Source organism: Paenibacillus sp. PL2-23 (assembly GCF_040834005.1).
Taxonomy (GTDB): domain Bacteria; phylum Bacillota; class Bacilli; order Paenibacillales; family Paenibacillaceae; genus Pristimantibacillus.
This window is the reverse complement of sequence record NZ_CP162129.1, coordinates 5,466,103-5,484,239: the sequence shown is the minus strand read 5'-3', so window position 1 is coordinate 5,484,239 and position 18,137 is coordinate 5,466,103. Positions and strand designations below refer to the sequence as shown.

19 protein-coding genes and 1 tRNA gene are annotated in these 18,137 nt (G+C 55.6%); 14 read left to right on the top strand and 6 right to left on the bottom strand.

The features are described 5' to 3' along the window. Positions 1-508: 508 nt before the first annotated feature. From eis to AB1S56_RS24225, 13 genes are all read left to right on the top strand, one after another. A complete protein-coding gene (gene eis / locus AB1S56_RS24285) occupies positions 509-1,696 on the top strand; it encodes a GNAT family N-acetyltransferase (protein WP_340873523.1) in 1,188 nt (395 codons plus the stop codon). Between the two features lie 142 nt (positions 1,697-1,838). Further along, positions 1,839-3,296 carry an IMP dehydrogenase gene (gene guaB / locus AB1S56_RS24280; RefSeq protein ID WP_340873522.1) on the top strand — a complete coding sequence of 486 codons (1,458 nt, stop codon included), beginning with the start codon at positions 1,839-1,841 and terminating at the stop codon, positions 3,294-3,296. Positions 3,297-3,434: 138 nt separating this feature from the next. Beyond that, complete coding sequence (locus tag AB1S56_RS24275) at positions 3,435-4,781, top strand: D-alanyl-D-alanine carboxypeptidase family protein (RefSeq protein ID WP_340873520.1); 1,347 nt, start codon at positions 3,435-3,437, stop codon at positions 4,779-4,781. 145 nt (positions 4,782-4,926) lie between these two features. After that, positions 4,927-5,808, top strand: a complete 882-nt coding sequence (pdxS, locus tag AB1S56_RS24270) for a pyridoxal 5'-phosphate synthase lyase subunit PdxS (protein ID WP_340873518.1) — start codon at positions 4,927-4,929, stop codon at positions 5,806-5,808. Between the two features lie 84 nt (positions 5,809-5,892). After that, entirely contained in the window at positions 5,893-6,477 is a 585-nt protein-coding gene (gene pdxT, locus AB1S56_RS24265; RefSeq protein WP_340873517.1) for a pyridoxal 5'-phosphate synthase glutaminase subunit PdxT, read from the top strand. A 110-nt stretch (positions 6,478-6,587) separates the two neighbouring features. After that, complete coding sequence (serS, locus tag AB1S56_RS24260) at positions 6,588-7,868, top strand: serine--tRNA ligase (protein ID WP_340873516.1); 1,281 nt, start codon at positions 6,588-6,590, stop codon at positions 7,866-7,868. Between the two features lie 132 nt (positions 7,869-8,000). Then, a tRNA-Ser gene (locus AB1S56_RS24255) sits at positions 8,001-8,089 on the top strand. A 313-nt stretch (positions 8,090-8,402) separates the two neighbouring features. Continuing rightward, positions 8,403-8,591, top strand: a complete 189-nt coding sequence (locus AB1S56_RS24250; protein ID WP_340873514.1) for a hypothetical protein — start codon at positions 8,403-8,405, stop codon at positions 8,589-8,591. A 633-nt stretch (positions 8,592-9,224) separates the two neighbouring features. Further along, positions 9,225-9,407, top strand: a complete 183-nt coding sequence (locus AB1S56_RS24245; RefSeq protein WP_340873513.1) for a hypothetical protein — start codon at positions 9,225-9,227, stop codon at positions 9,405-9,407. A 251-nt stretch (positions 9,408-9,658) separates the two neighbouring features. Next, positions 9,659-10,006: a hypothetical protein gene (locus tag AB1S56_RS24240; RefSeq protein WP_340873511.1), complete on the top strand. Its 348-nt coding sequence runs from the start codon at positions 9,659-9,661 to the stop codon at positions 10,004-10,006. 13 nt (positions 10,007-10,019) lie between these two features. Then, complete coding sequence (locus tag AB1S56_RS24235) at positions 10,020-10,205, top strand: hypothetical protein (RefSeq protein WP_340873510.1); 186 nt, start codon at positions 10,020-10,022, stop codon at positions 10,203-10,205. Positions 10,206-10,229: 24 nt separating this feature from the next. After that, positions 10,230-10,382, top strand: coding sequence for a small acid-soluble spore protein P (locus AB1S56_RS24230; RefSeq protein ID WP_340873508.1), 153 nt, complete (start codon positions 10,230-10,232; stop codon positions 10,380-10,382). 136 nt (positions 10,383-10,518) lie between these two features. After that, positions 10,519-11,583: a hypothetical protein gene (locus tag AB1S56_RS24225; RefSeq protein WP_340873507.1), complete on the top strand. Its 1,065-nt coding sequence runs from the start codon at positions 10,519-10,521 to the stop codon at positions 11,581-11,583. A gap of 138 nt (positions 11,584-11,721) precedes the next feature. Here AB1S56_RS24225 and AB1S56_RS24220 read toward each other — a convergent pair whose 3' ends face one another. The 4 genes from AB1S56_RS24220 to AB1S56_RS24205 are packed head-to-tail and all read right to left on the bottom strand — an operon-like array spanning position 11,722 to position 16,004. After that, on the bottom strand, positions 11,722-12,477 hold the full coding sequence (locus AB1S56_RS24220) for a PHP domain-containing protein (RefSeq protein WP_340873506.1): 756 nt from the start codon (positions 12,475-12,477) through the stop codon (positions 11,722-11,724). 32 nt (positions 12,478-12,509) lie between these two features. Continuing rightward, entirely contained in the window at positions 12,510-13,343 is an 834-nt protein-coding gene (locus tag AB1S56_RS24215) for an energy-coupling factor transporter transmembrane component T (RefSeq protein WP_340873505.1), read from the bottom strand. Next, positions 13,312-15,129 (bottom strand): ATP-binding cassette domain-containing protein, encoded by a 1,818-nt coding sequence (locus AB1S56_RS24210; RefSeq protein WP_340873503.1) that lies wholly within the window; start codon positions 15,127-15,129, stop codon positions 13,312-13,314. The genes AB1S56_RS24215 and AB1S56_RS24210 overlap by 32 nt, the downstream gene beginning before the upstream one ends. Continuing rightward, entirely contained in the window at positions 15,126-16,004 is an 879-nt protein-coding gene (locus AB1S56_RS24205; protein WP_340873525.1) for a cell division protein FtsQ, read from the bottom strand. The genes AB1S56_RS24210 and AB1S56_RS24205 overlap by 4 nt, the downstream gene beginning before the upstream one ends. 189 nt (positions 16,005-16,193) lie before the next feature. Between AB1S56_RS24205 and AB1S56_RS24200 the strand changes: the two genes are divergently transcribed. Continuing rightward, a complete protein-coding gene (locus AB1S56_RS24200; RefSeq protein ID WP_340873502.1) occupies positions 16,194-17,036 on the top strand; it encodes a MurR/RpiR family transcriptional regulator in 843 nt (280 codons plus the stop codon). A 71-nt stretch (positions 17,037-17,107) separates the two neighbouring features. Here the strand turns inward: AB1S56_RS24200 and AB1S56_RS24195 are convergent, their stop codons facing one another. Together AB1S56_RS24195 and AB1S56_RS24190 are read right to left on the bottom strand one after the other, a co-directional pair. Continuing rightward, positions 17,108-17,467 carry a DUF4870 domain-containing protein gene (locus AB1S56_RS24195; protein WP_340873501.1) on the bottom strand — a complete coding sequence of 120 codons (360 nt, stop codon included), beginning with the start codon at positions 17,465-17,467 and terminating at the stop codon, positions 17,108-17,110. Between the two features lie 154 nt (positions 17,468-17,621). After that, positions 17,622-18,131 (bottom strand): TlpA disulfide reductase family protein, encoded by a 510-nt coding sequence (locus tag AB1S56_RS24190; RefSeq protein WP_340873499.1) that lies wholly within the window; start codon positions 18,129-18,131, stop codon positions 17,622-17,624. Positions 18,132-18,137: the final 6 nt, after the last annotated feature.

The window sequence follows — 18,137 nt, the reverse complement described above, 5'->3', positions numbered from 1 at the left end:
TACTTTTGCAGCATTATTCGCACGCTGCAACGTAGGGGATGTTGATCCTGCAAATCTGCAGTAATTAATGCTCGAAAAGTTAGTGCCGGGTCAAATTGATGCGAATGTGCAGGATTATAGGCGATGTGTGGTTGTGTAAGGTAGAAGTGTGCTTGAAATGATGTATAATCGCAGCAATTCCTCGTTTGAGCAAACAAATATAAGAAATTGATGTACTTTTGCAGCATTATTCGCAGGCTGCAACGTAGGGGATGTAAATCCTGCGAATCTGCAGTAATTAATGCTCGGAAAGTTAGTGTAGAGTCAAATTGATGCGAATGTGCAAGATTATAGCCGATGTGTGGTCGTGTAAGGTGGGACGGTGCTTGAAATGATGTCGCCAGCTTGAAGCGTCGAGGGAGCGGTGCTGTTGACTCAACATAGGTGGATCGATCGGTTGAACATAGCTGATGAATTGTGAGATGATAACACCAAGTGAAGCAATCCTTAGGTCGAGGGAGGTTAGGGGATGGATCAAGTGAGGTTGGAGCTCCTTGGTGAAGAGCAGTTCCAGGAGAGCATGAGGCTGTCGCAGTTTGCGTTCCAATATACGAGGTCCGAGCAGCAGCTGGAGCAGGATCGGATTCGGATCTCAGAGGAGCCGTCCGAGCGGTGGGGCGTGATCGTAGAGGGACAGCTGGCGGCACAGGCCACTGTCATGAGCTTGTCCACTTATATTGGCGGGCGATTGTTCGCTATGGGTGGAGTTGCAGGTGTGGCGACTTGGCCGGAGCATCGGAGGCAAGGTTATGTCGGGAAGCTGCTCGTTCATCTGCTTCAGCGCATGCGTGACAAGGGGCAGAATGTGTCGTTCCTGCATCCGTTCGCATTCGGCTTTTATCGCAGATATGGATGGGAGACCTATACGGAGCACAAGACTTACACCATTCAGACAGCTCAGCTGCCTCCGCGCAAGCCTTACAGCGGCGGCTTCGAAAGACAGGTAAGCTATGAAGGTTTACATGATGTGTACGAGAAGTATGCAAGCAGATATAACGGCTCTCTAACCAGATCCGAGCTGTGGTGGAAGCACCGTATTCCTAATAGGAAGCCGGGGCAGCCTGTCCTCTATAAGGATAGCGAGGGTAACGCGCAAGGATATCTGATCTATGAGGTGAAGGAATCGACACTGACGATTCACGAGCTCGTCTATCTGACGCGAGGCGCTTACGATGCGATCTGGTCATTCATCGGGCAGCATGATTCCATGATCCAGAAGGTGGTATGGACTGCGCCGATCGATGATCGGCTGACCGATGTTTTGCCGGATCCGCGAATCCGGCAGGAGGTTATGCCTTATTTTATGGCGCGTATTGTGGAGGTTGAAGCCTTCTTGAAGGAATACCCGTTCCTGGCTGCGGAACAGGAGGACCGAGTGTGCTTGGAAGTTGCGGACGAGCATGCACCCTGGAATAATGGCTGGTACCAGCTCCATATCGCGGCAGACGGATCGGCAGAGATTGCTCGTTCGAGCGCGGCGCCAGAGGAGGGCGAGGTCGTGAAGCTGGGAATTGGAGCGTTAACCTCATGGCTGCTGGGATACCGGAATACGAACGATTGGGGCCGCTCGAATGGGATTGAAGGTCCATCGGAAGCATTAAATCGCTTACAAGCTCGAATTCCGGCGAGAACGCCGTATTTACCGGACTTTTTCTGAAGATTGTCAAAATTCTGCATAATTAAAGCTGGGAAAAACCGCGCCATTACAGCTTTTTCCCTGCCTTGACAGCCCCTACCCCCTCTGCTAATATTGCAATAATATACGTCAGAGGCAATGAAAACAAGGGAGGAACATACTCGTGTGGGAAACGAAATTCGCTAAAGAAGGGCTAACGTTCGACGACGTTTTGCTTGTTCCGCGCAAATCAGAAGTGCTGCCAAGAGAGGTTAACATCTCGACACGGTTAAGCGACAGCATCAAGCTCAACATCCCGCTCATCAGCGCAGGCATGGACACCGTAACGGAATCCGCTTTGGCGATTGCCATCGCGCGCGAGGGCGGTATCGGTATTATTCATAAGAACATGTCGGCTGCGCAGCAGGCGGAGGAAGTAGACCGCGTGAAGCGCTCCGAGAGCGGCGTTATTACGAATCCATTCTCGCTGACACCGAACCATCATGTGTATGATGCGGAAGAGCTTATGGGCAAATACCGCATTTCCGGTGTTCCGATTGTGAACGAAGAGAAGAAGCTGGTCGGCATTCTGACGAATCGCGACCTTCGTTTTGTACATGACTATTCCATTAAAATCAGTGAAGTGATGACGCGCGACAACCTGGTGACGGCGCCGGTTGGCACGACGCTGCAGGAAGCGGAAGTGCTTCTGCAGCAGCACAAGATCGAGAAGCTTCCTCTGGTGGATGATGAGAATACGCTCAAGGGCCTGATCACGATCAAGGATATCGAGAAGGCGATTCAATTCCCTAACGCTGCGAAGGACGAGCATGGCAGATTGCTGTGCGGCGCGGCGGTTGGCATCTCCAAGGATACGATGGACCGCGCGGAAGCGCTGGTGAACGCGGGTATCGACGTGCTTGTCGTGGACTCGGCGCATGGCCATCATATCAACATTCTCGAAGCGGTTCGCAAGCTTCGCGCAGCGTATCCAGCGCTGACGATTATTGCGGGCAACGTAGCGACAGGCGAAGCGACACGCGATCTGATCGAAGCAGGCGCATCGGTCGTTAAGGTTGGTATCGGTCCTGGTTCGATCTGTACGACTCGCGTTATCGCGGGTATCGGCGTTCCTCAGATTACGGCAATCTACGATTGCGCGTCGGTGGCCAGAGAATACAATGTACCGATTATTGCGGACGGCGGCATCAAGTATTCCGGCGATCTGACCAAAGCTATTGCGTCCGGCGCAAGCGCGATTATGATCGGCAGCTTGTTCGCGGGTACGGCTGAGAGCCCTGGCGAGACGGAGATTTTCCAAGGCCGCAGCTTCAAGGTATACCGTGGCATGGGCTCGATCGGCGCCATGAAGGAAGGCAGCAAGGACCGCTACTTCCAGGAGAACGAGAGCAAGCTTGTTCCGGAGGGTATTGAGGGCCGCGTTCCTTACAAAGGACCTATGGCTGACACGGTGCATCAGCTGCTTGGCGGTCTGCGCTCCGGCATGGGCTACTGCGGTACGTCGACGCTGGAGGAGCTCCGCAATGATACGCAATTTGTGCGTATTACAGGTTCAGGCCTGCGCGAGAGCCATCCGCATGACGTGCAAATTACCAAAGAAGCGCCGAACTACTCCCTGTAAGCAATGGAAGCCGGCGCGACCGGCGACACCATCGGACCCGTCTGTGACTGCCTTTGCTGGAAGGCCGTCATGGGCGGGTTTTGTTTCATTTTTGACAAGCGGGTGAACGATAATGAGGTTTAATAGGGGTGTGCTCCTATGTTACAATTAGCTGTGGCGAAATTATTGGGAAAAGGGGAAACGACATTGAAGGTTATGGGAAGACCGGTTCGATGGTTGTCGGTCACAGCAGCATGTCTGGCATTGTGGGTTGCTGTGTTGTCTCTGGGTGCGCCGAGCGCTCTGGCTGTAGGGTTCGACAATAGGCCCAGCACGGAGAATGCGTTAGGCCTGCAGGTGAAGTCCGCCATTCTAATCGAAGCGGAATCGGGGCAAGTGCTGTTCGAGGTTGAGCCGGATCTGCCGCTTCCGATTGCAAGCATGACGAAGCTGATGACGGAGTATCTCGTATTGAATGAAATCAAGAACGGACGAATGAAGTGGGAGGATATCGTCAGCGTGCATCCTGAAGCTGCGAATACCGATCCGTCGGAATCGCAGATCTATCTGGCTGCGGGCGATCAGCATTCGGTCCGGGACTTATATATAGCGATGGCGGTTGGCTCCGCGAATGATGCAACGAAGGCGCTGGCGATTCAAGTGTCGGGCAGCCTGGCGGCTTTTATCGAGAAGATGAATGCGACGGCGGGAGAGCTGGGCTTGACCTCGGCTTATTTCACCAGTGTGACGGGCTTTGAGGATACGACGGTGATGTCGGCTAAGGATATCGCGAGATTGTCTCGTCATATTCTGCTGGAGCATCCCGACTTCCTGGAATATTCCAGTCTGCAGGAGTATAAGTTCCGCGAGCGCGACACCAAGCCGATGATTAACTTCAACTATATGCTGGGCTCGAATGTGAATAATGAATACCTGAGACACTTGGCTTATGAGGGCGTTGACGGCATGAAGACGGGCTTCATTAACGCTGCGGGCTACAACTTCACAGGAACGGTCAAAAAGGGCGATATCCGCTACATCAGTGTCGTAATGGATACCTCGACGAAGGACGCGCGCTTCTACGAAACGGCGAAGCTGTACAACTATGCGTATGCGACCTTCGAGAAAAAGACGGTGCTGCCGCCGAAATCCGTGGTAGAAACCGTGGAAACCGTCAAGATTAAGAAGGGCAAGCTGAAGGAGATTCCTGTGGTCACCGATAAGGACATTACGTTCATGGTAATGAAGGGCAAGGAGTCGCAGATCGAGATGAAGGGCTTCGAGCTGGTACCGGAGAGCGAGCTGGTTGCTCCAATCGCGGCTGGCACGAAGGTCGGAACGGTCACCTACACGTATGCGGATGAGGCGACGGGACAGAACCTGGAGTATACGGTCAATCTGGTGACGACGGAGGAAGCGGAGAAGGCCGGCTGGTTCAAGCTGTTCTTCCGCGCGATCGGCGATTTCTTCTCGAATTTGTTCAACGGCATTTTGGACTTGTTCTAATTCATGTATTCCAATTCCGAGCGAATAACAGGGAATATAGGCTTGTCGATTATCCGTTGTTCCTGTAAAATCAATGGTTAGAGCTACTGCGGTATATATCTACATTCCAACATCCAAGGGATGAACAATAGGAGGAACGAAACACATGGAAACAGGTACATCGCGCGTCAAACGCGGTATGGCAGAAATGCAAAAAGGCGGCGTCATCATGGACGTTATGAACGCCGAGCAAGCGAAGGTTGCGGAAGCGGCAGGCGCAACGGCGGTTATGGCGCTTGAGCGCGTGCCTTCCGATATTCGCGCAGCAGGCGGCGTAGCCCGTATGGCTGACCCGACCATCGTTGAAGAGGTTATGAAGGTCGTTTCTATTCCGGTTATGGCGAAAGCCCGTATCGGCCACTATGTAGAAGCGAAGGTATTGGAATCGATGGGCGTGGACTACATCGATGAGAGCGAAGTGCTCACGCCGGCGGACGAAGTGTTCCACATCAGCAAGAACGAGTTCACGATTCCGTTCGTATGCGGAGCGAAGGACCTGGGCGAAGCGCTTCGCCGTATTCAAGAGGGAGCGGCTATGCTTCGTACGAAGGGCGAGCCAGGCACGGGCAACATCGTGGAGGCTGTGCGCCATCTTCGTCTGATCAATGGCCAGATTCGCAAGATTCAAGGCTTGTCGAAGGACGAGCTCTATAATGAAGCGAAAGTGCTGGGCGTGCCTTACGACCTGCTGCTCGGCGTTCATGAGACTGGCAAGCTGCCGGTTGTTAACTTCGCGGCAGGCGGCGTAGCGACACCTTCCGACGCGGCTCTGATGATGCACCTGGGCGCTGACGGCGTATTCGTAGGCTCCGGCATCTTCAAATCCGACAATCCGGAGAAGTTCGCCCGCGCAATCGTGGAAGCGACAACTCATTATACGGATTACAAGCTGATCGCGGAAGTGTCGAAGAACATCGGCACGCCGATGAAAGGCATCGAGATCAGCAAGCTGCATGCTGCTGAGCGTATGCAGGACCGCGGCATCTAACAGCAAGTATAGATAACAGCAAGCAGACAAGCCGGCCAAGCCTTCGGGGGAGGCCGGCCTTTTACAAAAGGTGGCGAAAAGACGATGAAGATTGGCGTTCTGGCGCTGCAAGGCGCTGTAGCGGAGCATATGCGAAGCTTGGAGGCGGCGGGCGCGGAGGCGGTCGCTGTTAAACGGGTGGAGCAGCTGGAGGAGCTGCACGGTCTGGTTATTCCAGGCGGGGAGAGCACGACGATCGGCAAGCTGATGCGCAAGTATGACTTCATGGATGCGATTCGCGGATTCTCGGCCCACGGCAAGCCGCTGTTCGGCACATGCGCGGGGCTGATTGTATTGGCTAATGAGATTGAGGGCCAGGAAGAGGCGCATCTGCAGCTGATGAATATGACGGTGGCGCGCAATGCGTTCGGCCGTCAGCGCGAGAGCTTCGAGACGGATCTTGAGGTGAAGGGCATTGACGAGCCGGTACGTGCGGTGTTCATTCGCGCGCCATTGATCAAGTCGGTAGGTGAAGGCGTGGAGGTCTTGTCCGAATACAAGGGCGAGATTGTGACGGCAAGGCAAGGCACGCTGCTGGCGGCGTCTTATCATCCTGAGCTGACGGATGATTATAGGCTGCATGAATATTTTGTCGGCATGGTGAAGGAAGCGGCTGCTGCCCGGGCATAAGCTTGCGGGAGCAAGAGCAGGAAAGAGCGGGCAAGAGCAGTCAAGGACACAGTCAAGAGCAGGCAAGAATAGGACCTATTACGCTCTCGAGAGAGGAGCTTTGATCTTACATGTTGGATGTCAAATTGTTACGTACAGAGTTCCAGAAGGTGGAGCAAGCGCTGAAGAATCGTGGTGCATCGCTTGACCTGATTGCGGGCTTCCCTGAGCTGGATCAGAAGCGCCGCGAGGTGATTCAGGAGACGGAGCAGCTTAAGAATCGCCGTAATACGGTGTCGCAGGAAGTAGCGAAGCTGAAAAAAACGGGCGGGGACGCTGAGGCGCTTATTGTCGAGATGCGCGAGGTAGGCGACCGGATCAAAGCGCTTGACGACGAGCTGCGCGAGATGGATGTCCAAGTGGACGAGCTGATGCTGAGCATTCCGAACATTCCGAATGAGTCCGTGCCGGTTGGCGCGTCTGAGGAAGAAAATGTGGAGCTGCGTCGTGTCGGCGAGCTGCCGCAGTTCGGCTTCGAGCCGAAGGCGCACTACGATATCGCGCAGGAGCTGGGCATTCTCGACTTCGAGCGTGCGGCGAAGGTGACAGGCTCGCGCTTCACGTTCTACAGAGGGCTGGGCGCAAGGCTGGAGCGAGCGCTGATCAGCTTCATGATGGATCTGCACAGCGACAAGCATGGCTACGAGGAGATTCTGCCTCCGTATATCGTGAATCGCGACAGCTTGATTGGTACAGGGCAGCTGCCGAAGTTCGAGGAGGATCTGTTCAAGCTGAAGGATACCGAATATTATCTCATCCCGACAGCTGAGGTGCCGGTGACGAATATTCATCGGGAGGAAATCCTGGATGCCGACGCGCTGCCTAAAAATTTCGTGGCATACAGCGCCTGCTTCCGCTCCGAAGCGGGCTCGGCGGGCCGGGATACGCGCGGCCTGATTCGCCAGCATCAGTTCAACAAGATCGAGCTGGTGAAGCTGGTGAAGCCGGAGGATTCCTATGACGAGCTGGAGAAGCTGACGAGCGACGCGGAGAAGGTGCTGCAGCTGCTTGGCTTGCCATACCGCGTGCTGACGCTGTGTACGGGAGACATGGGCTTCACATCGGCGAAGACGTACGATCTGGAGGTATGGATTCCTAGCGCGAATACATATCGCGAAATTTCGTCCTGCTCCAACTTCGAGGACTTCCAGGCACGCCGAGCGGGCATCCGCTTCCGCCGGGAGCCGAAGAGCAAGCCGGAGTTCGTGCACACGCTGAATGGCTCTGGGCTGGCGGTTGGCCGTACGGTAGCCGCCTTGCTGGAGAACTATCAGCAGGAGGATGGCTCGGTCGTAATTCCGGAGGTGCTGCGTCCTTATATGGGCGGCATTGACGTAATTGCCGCTCGTTAACGGGTAAGGCAACGGCTGCTTCGCCAACCATGATTTACAGGTGCGATTCCGGGTACCATAGGTCAAGAAGAGCTTGCTATGTATTTTTGACCTGTGGTACAATGTTTTTTGTGACGCAGTAACTTGATATGTGGAGAGGTACCGAAGCGGTCATAACGGGGCGGTCTTGAAAACCGTTAGGGTGCAAGCCCACATGGGTTCGAATCCCATCCTCTCCGCCATTAAAATGAATAATCTACCATTAAAAGGCCTGACACTAACGTTCGGATGCGATGCGCGTCCGGGCGTTTTTTTATTTTTTTGGCAAGTGCGGGCGGGCTGCTGGTGGGACTGGGGGAAGGCGCTCGGGAGCGGGAAATTAGTTGAGTAACGACACGAGGTGTGGCTATAGCGGCGAAAGTGGTGCAGGAGCGTGTAATAACGACACGAGGGATCGTTGTTGGGGCTCGGGAGCAGGAAATGGGTTGAGCAACGACACGAGGGATCGTTGTTGGCGCTCGGGAGCGGGAAATTGGTGGAGCAACGACACGAGGTGTGGCTATAGCGGCGAAAGTGGTGCAGCAGCGGTCAATAACGACACGAGGGATCGTTGTTGGCGCTCGGGAGCGGGAAATTGGTGGAGCAACGACACGAGGTGTGGCTATAGTGGCCAATGTGGTGCAGCAGCGGTTAATAACGACACGAGGGATCGTTGTTGGCGCTCGGGAGCAGGAAATTAGTTGAGCAACGACACGAGGTGTGGCTATAGCGGCGAATGAGGTGCAGCAGCGGTCAATAACGACACGAGGGATCGTTGTTGGTGCTCGGGAGCGGGAAATTGGTTGAGCAACGACACGAGGTGTGGCTATAGCGGCGAAAGTGGTGCAGGAGCGGTCAATAACGACACGAGGGATCGTTGTTGGCGCTCGGAAGCGGGAAATTAGTTGAGCAACGACACGAGGTGTGGCTATAGCGGCGAATGAGGTGCAGCAGCGGTCAATAACGACACGAGGGATCGTTGTTGGCGCTCGGGAGCGGGAAATGGGTTGAGTAACGACACGAGGTGTGGCTATAGCGGCGAAAGTGGTGCAGGAGCGGTCAATAACGCCACGAGGGATCGTTGTTGGCGCTCGGAAGCGGGAAATTAGTTGAGCAACGACACGAGGTGTGGCTATAGCGGCGAAAGTGGTGCAGGAGCGGTCAATAACGACACGAGGGATCGTTGTTGGCGCTCGGAAGCGGGAAATTAGTTGAGCAACGACACGAGGTGTGGCTATAGCGGCGAATGAGGTGCAGCAGCGGTCAATAACGACACGAGGGATCGTTGTTGGCGCTCGGGAGCGGGAAATGGGTTGAGCAACGACACGAGGTGTGGCTATGGCGGCGAATGAGGTGCAGGAGCGAGTAATAACGACACGAGGGATCGTTGTTGGGGCTCGGGAGCGGGAAATTGGTGGAGCAACGACACGAGGTGTGGCTATAGCGGCGAAAGTGGTGCAGGAGCGAGTAATAACGACACGAGGGATCGTTGTTGGCGCTCAAGAGCAGGAAATTAGTTGAGCAACGACACGAGGTGTGGCTATAGTGGCCAATGTGGTGCAGCAGCGGTCAATAACGCCACGAGGGATCGTTGTTGGTGCTCGGGAGCAGGAAATTGGTGGAGCAACGCCACGAGGTGTGGCTATAGCGGCGAAAGAGGTGCAGGAGCGGTCAATAACGCCACGAGGGATCGTTGTTGGGGCGAGGTCGCCGGGGATCGTATAAAAAGGGCGCTGCCATCGCATCTTAAGTCTGTGGAGGTGCTATTACTTATGGCGAAATCTGATGAGCTTCGAATCCAGCCGCAGCAGCTTGCGGACGCTTGGCAGCGTACGCTGCCCCGCACCATGAACAGCTCCGATCGCTGCGAGGTCAAGAGTGACGAGGCAGACGACAAAGCGTTGCGCGTCACCATTCATTCAGCGGGACACCAGATGTACGAGTTCGACTTCAAGGTGACTTACGTGGACACCCGGGAGGTCAAGGTTGAGCTGATCGACGTGGAGAGGGACAATGTCACGGTAGATGAGCGTACCGATATTATTCAACAGTTGATACATGATTATCAGAGACATCTGCACGAATGCGCGCAGGCGCTTCGTGAGCTGACTCACGCGTAAGGAGAGTGCAGACATGACAAAAGCCAAAGGAACGGCGGACAAAAACTTGTCCAACGTGGTCGAGGCGCTTGCTGCGGAGCCCGTGAACAGCCATCAAGCGCAGCAATGGAATCAGGATAAGAACGATCGCCGCCATCAGGATGCGCTCAACTTCGATCAGCCGACTGACCTGGAGCATCAAGAAAGCGGCAGCAACTGACTATTGTAAGAGGAGGCTCCTGCGATGAGCAAACCTAGAAGCGTACCGAATCCGGATGCCGTTCCCCATAACGAGAAGAAGCGGCAGGATGACGACAGCGGCATGCCTACGCCAATTTCCGGTTCCAAAAAGGTGAAGAAAAAAAATCACGTCAGCCATCTGAACCCGGAGGGTTAGGCTAGACGTGGAGCCCGTATCAGCAGCAAATGCTGGTACGGGTGTTTTTTTGTTCCAAAACCTTCTAATTGCACCCACATTATTATAGAATGGAGATGCTGTGACAAATACAAGAGTTAGTGGAGGTAACCGATTGATGAAATGGTTTCAACGCTGCGCACTTATCATGATGCTAGTGCTGACGGTCGCTATTGCTGGCTGCAGTACCCAAACGCCGCCTAAGGAAGCGCTCCTGAACGCGACGGCCAAGACGATGGACGCAAGCTCCTACAAGTCTTCCATGACAATCCAGCTTGACGAGCTGCTGTTGCCGGAATCGGCTGACGCTGCCAGCATGGGCTTGTCCATGGCTGCGGTAGCGGGCATGATTAAGGATGCGACGATCAAGGCAGACGCCATCTTCCAGAAGGATCCTATGCGCGTAGATATGAATATGGAGATCACTCTTCCGGGCATGATGGATATGAAGCTGGCGATTCCGATGATCATGACAGCGGAGCAAATGTATGTGAAGATCCCGAATATTCCGATGCTGGGCATTCCGGAGACGATCGCGGATAAATACGTAGTGCTGGACCTCGAAGAGCTGGCTCAGCAGCAGGGCACGGAGCTGCCGCAGATGGATATGGCGTTGCAGCAGCAGCTGGTGCAGGAGCTGTCGGCTGCGTTGCTGAAGCATTTTGACGAGAAGACGTACTTCAGTGAAGTGAAGGTGTCTGACGCGGGCTTGCCGGAGGGCCTGAAGGCGGAGCGGGTCGTGAAGTTCGCGATCAGCGAAGACAATTATGCGCAGACGGTGGAGACGCTGGTGAATAACGCGCTTCCAGAGGTGCTGGACATTCTGCTGGCCAATGAAGCCTTCCTGTCGTACATCCAGATGGAGAAGGCCGAGCTGGAGAAGGCGAAGACGGATCTGGAGACGAACAAGACGGAAATTCTGAACGTGCTGCAGAACAACCTGAAGTTCAACGTATTGGAGCTGACAGGCGCGGTGAAGGATGACTACCTGGTCTATCAGGCGGCGAAGATTGCCGTGTCGATCAAGGACGAGGAGACTGGCATGAACGGCTCTGTGGGACTGACGATGACCTCGGAATACTCCGAGCTGAACAAGAAGCTGGAGCTCCCTGAGCTTCCGGCGGACGCTCTGACGACGGATGAATTAACGAAGCTGTTCGGCGGCGGAATGACTGGACTATAACAGCCAACTCTAACAATAGGAATAGCGGCGCGGGGAGAGCCTCCCTGTGCCGCTTTTTTGTTGTGCATGGACAAAAAATGCACGTAGCACGCCGTTTCTTGATTACCTTTGACGGGATAGCCCCTACCCTATCCTACCCTACGCCACAACCATAGAGCGCTTCAGCAGCTCCTTCATCATCTGCGCTCCCTTCACCTTCACATGCAGGCAAGGCGAGATGTCGAGCGTATAGCGTCCTTCCCGAATGATGGCGCGAAGCTGCTCCGCCGTATCGCAGGTCTGCTCCAGCTTGTTCACCACACTGCCGAACTGCAGCGGCTGATGCGAGTCGCTTCCCGCGGTGACTGGCAGCCCGATATGGGCGGCAAGCTCTCTGACATGGGCAGCTGTCTCGGGACCAGCCTCATACAGATCCTTGGCGTTCAGGTCGAAGGCGTCCAATCGGGTCAGCACCTGCGGGTCATGATGCGTCAGCGGTGTGCTTACGCGTGTAGGATGCGCGCCGATGCGCAGAAGAGGCAAGCCCTCCGTGCGATCCAGGAGTGTATCCAGGGGGATGAAGCTGTCCTTCTCGACATGAGGCTCCAGCTCGCGCCGCAGCTGACGGATGAGGTCGCGATGGCCGATCATCAGAATATGGCCCTTGTCTCGGACATCGACCTCCATGCCGGAGAATACGCGCAGCCCCTCCACCTCATAATAATCTCCTCTATAGTCGAACGAAGCATCCAGCTGATCCATCATATCGAAGTAATGACGGGTGTTGAAATGCTCCGTGAGAGCAATCGCGTTCAATCCGTTCTCCGTTGCTTCTCTCGCCATGGAGAGGAAGTAGTCGAGGGAGAAGTCGGTTTTTTTGGACAGCTTGCCGTGGGTGTGCAGATCTATATTCATCTTATGTTGGTCTCCATTCTATTGTATTAGGATCAGGTGTTGGGCCAAAGGGTATGAGCCGACCAGAACAGCGCGGCGATATACAGAACGCTGATGGCCAGAAATACATAGTCGCGCCAAGTGACGCGAAGATAGGCGAGCTTCAGGCGCTTGGCGTCCTTGCTGACCAGGGAATAGGTGAAGCCTCGCACCTCCAGCGCTTCTACCGTTGTTCGGGTGCGTTTGGCTGTATTCAGGATTAGCGGATAAAAGGCGATGACGCTGATCTTGACGATGTACAGCAGCGATCGCCAGCCAAACCAGCCGCGGTTGTCAGGCGCGCGGCCGCGCAAGCGATACGAGTGGATAAGGTTGTGATATTCCTCGATCAGAATCGGCAGCATCCGGTAGCCGTAGGAGACGCCGAAGCTGAACTGCGCGGGCATGCCCAGGCTGAGCATCGCGTCGCTCAGCTTCTCGGGGTCCATGCTGGAGAAGACGGCGATGCTCGCCAGCGAGATGATTAATATTTTTAACGTGAGCGTCAGTAGTGCCCAGATGCCTTCCAGGCTGCCCCCGAACAGGAAGGAGGCGATCAGAATGTAGGTCAGCTCGCTAAGCAGGCCAATCGCCATAATGATCAGCACGAGCGGACTCACCTTGGAGGACAGCGTGAAGAGGATCATGGGCACCAGCAGACCGATCAGCACAGCTTCGTTATGAACGAACCAAGGCATGACCGCCAGGACCGAATACCAGATCAGGAGAACGCGCGGGTCCATCCGTCCCAGCAGTGTCGATTGCCGGCCGAATGCGGTGCGCATAAGCTCCAGCTTCACATTCTCGACGCTGATCTTATCGAGCAGCGTACGCTTCATGGCTTCCATGGAAGAGCCTCCTCTCACTAAGCATATCGTGCTGCTGGCTCCGCTCCAGGAAGCGGGCGACGGAGAGCGCAGGCTTCGGCAGAGACAGGCGGTGCGACAGCGACGTAATCTGCGGGGCGACGAGTCCGGCTTGTCGCAGCAGGGCGGGCTGGCTGAACAGGGTGTCCGGGTCCGTGTCCATGGCGATAGCGCCCTCGTGCAGCACAATTACGCGATTCGCCCACTCCGCGACAAGCTGCATGTCATGCGTCGCAATGACGCTCAGCTTCACGCGATCCTGCAGTCCCCTCATCATCTCGCCAAGCTCCCTTCGGCTGGCGGCGTCGAGGCTGGCTGTCGGCTCATCCAGCAGCATAACGGTCGGCCGCATCGCTAGGGCGATTGCGAGCGTCGCTCTGCGCTGCTGTCCGCCGCTGAGCAATCGGCCGTCCCGCTGCTGCAGGCCGGTCAGTCGAAGCCGCTCGATCAGCTCGTCGATGAAGGCGGAGCTACCCAGCTGTCGGCGCGCCTTCAGGAAATATTCCACGTCCTTCCGGATCGTGTCCTCGATGAACATCTCCTCCGGGTTCTGGTGGATGTAGGCGACGAAGTCCGCCAGCTTCTCCGGGGAGGTTCGCTGGGTGTCCAGCCCGCATACGGAGAGCGCTCCGCTGTCCGGCTTCTTGAGCCCGGAGATCAGCTTCAGGAGGGTCGACTTGCCGGCGCCATTATTGCCGACAATCGCGACGCGATCTCCTTCGCAGAGCTCGAGGTCCGCGCTCCGGATAACGGGATGCCGCTTCTTGGTCACCGTCTTGTAGCCATAAGCGACTTGCTGGAACCGGATGAGCGGCGTCTTGGCTAAGCCAGTCGCTTCGTCCTCCGTGGAGGGGGATGCAGCGGCTAACCCTTGCTGCTGCTCGCTTGCTGGGCTGATGATCGCTCGGAAGAAGTCCTCGCCCTCCTCCAGCGTAATGGGATAGAGAGAGTGTGACGGGTACAGGGCATGTGCCGCCATCGTAACCTGCGGTGGCAGAATGTTCAGAGCGGTCAGCTCCTCCACGGAGGACAGCGCCTCGCGAACCGGCTTCGCCCATCGCATGCGCCCTTGGTCCATCAGCACAACGGTGTCGCAATATTCGGCGATAAACTCCGTGTGATGCTCGATCACGATAATCGTCTTGCCGTGCCGCTGGTTCAGCTCCTTGAGCTTGTCGTAGATGAGCCGGGCATGGTAGGGATCCAGCTGAGCGACCGGCTCGTCGACGATAATAATGTCCGGATCCAGCGACAGCGTGCCGGCGAGTGCGGTCAGATGCTTCTGGCCGCCGCTGAGCTGCCAGATCCACCGATCCTTCAGACCCGTTAGGTCCAGCATCGCAAGAGCGCGTTCGCCTCTGGTGCGATAGTCACCATATCCGAAGTTAAGCGGAGCAAATATAGCTTCGTCATAGACGGTGGGACGGACCAGCTGGTTCTCGAAGTCCTGGAAGACATACGCGACCTTGCGGGAGAGCGAGGCGACGGTCTCCTCCGCAGCGTTCAAGCCCGCTATGTGAATGCTGCCCGTCAGATCCCCGACGTAATAGTGGGGGATCAGGCCGTTCAGACATTTGCACAGGGTGGATTTGCCGCTGCCGTTCGTTCCTGCAATGGCGACGAATGCGCCGCGCTGCACAGTCAGCGACACATCGCGCAGGGAGTCGACTTCCATGCCGGGATAGCGGAAGCTGACATGGCTCAATACGAGCGCGGGCGCTTCGTGCTGCGAATCCGAGAGTGTCCCGCGACTGTTCTCCTGATTCACGGGGTCACGTCCTTCGGTGCTGCCGACTGCCGGCGCTTGGCGCGCAAGGCTGCCATAATGGTAAGAACAAGCACGACCGTCGCAGCTCCTATGCTGAGCCAAGTGATGCCATTGCCGTATTGCTCCACAAATTCCGGCTCCCATACGGCGAAGTTAATATCGGATTCCGCCAGAAATTCAGATGCGGCTGCAATGAAGACCAGGACTACAGCCAGGATCAGGAGGCGAGGCTTAAGCACTTCGCCCATCGTGACCGGTATGCGGCCGTCCCGCGGCTTCATGCCCAGCAGCGGCTCAATTTTGCCGTATAGGCGCGGCACCAGATACAGCGTTGGCAAGAGGGAGAACAGAATGCCCGTAATGAGCATAGCGTTCAGGAAGCCGATGCCCTCGATAAGCAGGATGCTCTCCGGAATGCCGGGCAGCGCTTCGAGATCTTCAATGCCGAACCATACCTTGCCCATGTCGACAATGGCGCCCAGCATCTGGTCAATGCCTACCGCAACGAAGGCAGCAATCGCCAGCTGCTTGCGGTTGCGGGGGTCTCTCACCAGCAGGCCGGCAATGTACATAGCCAGCGTGAATTGAATAAATTTCTCCAGCTCGCCCAGTCCGCCGAATTGCCCCAGCAGCAGCTCTCCGAATATAATCTCGCCGAAGGATGCGCCGATCGCGGCGTACAGCGGATGGAACAGAATGCAGAGCGTCAGGGGAATGAAGGCGAAGTATTCCACCTTCAGCTCGATGGGTCCCAGCTGGATGGCCGGGATTAATTCTGTGAACATGTTGGAGATGCCGTACAGCGACATGGATAGAATGAACACCATCAGCTTCTGAGATTGCGTGAGCTCGTATCGCTTCTTGTGCGTGGATATCATAGGTAAGATCCTCCTTCGAATAATTGCTTCCATATCAATATAGGCAAGCTGTGTTAACGCATCGTCAACAGGATATAAGGTATTTGTAAATTAATTTTCAGATTGTATTTATTGCAAAAAAACTTTCATTTGTTTGCGTCCCGTGTTATACTCGGCAACAAGAATAGAAAGCGGAGGGATGGCAGGATGGAGATACAGTGGGGAGCAGAGCTGTCGTCGTTGTCGAAGAGCCAGCAGGCGATCGCCAACTATATTGTAGGAGCCTTGCAGCAGATACCGTATTGTACGGACGAGGACATCGCGCGCCAGGTTGGCGTCAGCACGGCGACGGTATCCCGATTCTGGCGGGCTGTCGGCTTCGCCAATCTGAAGGCGTTCAAGCAGCAGCTGCTCCGAAGCGAGCAGCCGTCGCCCGCGCGCAAGATGCAGCACATTCTGGACAAGGTGGAGCATGAGGAAGCGGATATTGTGGCGGAGATTGCAGACCTCGCGTCGTCTAATGTGATGGAGTCGGGGAAGCGGATTGACCGGGCACAATTCCGGCGTGTCGTGGAGGAGATTGATGGCGCGCGCAAGCTCTTCCTCTACGGGGGAGGGGCGGCTGGCTGCGCGGCGGAGCTGCTGTCCTTCCGCTTGCGGCGCATTGGCGTGGATACGGTGCGTATGGCGGCAAGCGGCCGGGAGCTGCTGGAGAGTCTCGTGCATGCCGAGGCGGGAGATGTTCTGCTCCTGTTCGGGTTCGTAAAGCGGACGCCCGAGCTGACCGTGCTTCTGTCTCATGCCAAGGAAGCGGGTTGCACATCCGTGCTGATCACCGATCTGCTGGTGTCCGATATGATTAAGGAGAGCCAGTACTGCCTGCAGATCGACCGGGGGGAGATGGACGGCTTCCATTCCATGACGGCACCGATTGCCGTCGCGGAGGCGATTGCGGTAGCTGTCACCAAGCGAAGAGATCAGCGGGCGATGGATAAGCTGGATCGCTTGAACGCGCTGCGCAAGCGGTATGCCTCCCAGCTTCCCAAATAGCGGCGAATATATGAAGAACCCGCTGTTTCCCTGGATGGGAGCAGCGGGTTCTTCGCGTTGCGGTCCGAGCTTTATTTGATAAAACGAATGGTCATCGGGTAGCGGTAGAGCTTGCCTTCGTTCGCCCGGATCGAGCCGATAATAACGAATACAATCCAGAAAATGCCGAGAGCGATAAGCAGCAGCACGCCGATAAACACCAGCGTCAGCACACCGGCGACAATGGCGTAGATGACACAGCTGATCTGGAAGTTCAGCGATTCTCTGCCTTGGTCATTCACGAATTGCGAGCGATCCTTCTTCATCAGCCACATTACCAGCGGCCCTACAATGGTGCCGAACGGCACAATAAATCCGCTGAAAGCAAGCAGGTGGCACAGCATGCCAAACGTCCGCTCTTCACTGGACATGGAATACATCGGTTGATTCAAGTGGTCTCCTCCTCTTGGTCGACAGGCAGCGCCCATCGCGATAAATAGCCATCTGCTGAGCATTATATGCTGCAATTGTTGCAATCTAGTACCTGGCTCACCCTCTATATTAGCAGAAAGTGGATAGGCATGAATAGACAATTTGTCATTTTTGTTACGGGGATTGGGTCAGATTCTGAAAGGAATTGTCGATTGTCTCGATATCCGTGGAGCCGATCAGACGGTCGACGACGTTCCCCTCCTTATCTACAAAAAATAATGCTGGAAACGGCGTTTGCCCGTACTTCCGATGAATGTCGCCCGACTCATCCAGCAGGATGGGATAGTCGATGCCATGGGTATCCGCGTAGCGCCGCACCTCCGACTCCTCGTCGCGATACAGCAGGTTAATGCCGTAGACGTTGAGCTGGTCCTTGTATTTGTCCTGAAGCTGGACGATCTTGGGCGCATCGGCGTTGCAGTAGGTACACCATGAGGTGAACAGCACCATCACAGAGGGCTTATCGGAGAAGTCGACCGTTACCGTCTCGTTCGTGCCTAATTGCTTCAGCTGAATAACCTCCGTCGTCTCTTCCTCGGACCCTCGGAACTGCTTCATAAGGACGGAGGTTAGAGCAACAGCGGCGATGACAAGCAGGATGACGGTTATCACGCTTTTTCTCATCGGCAG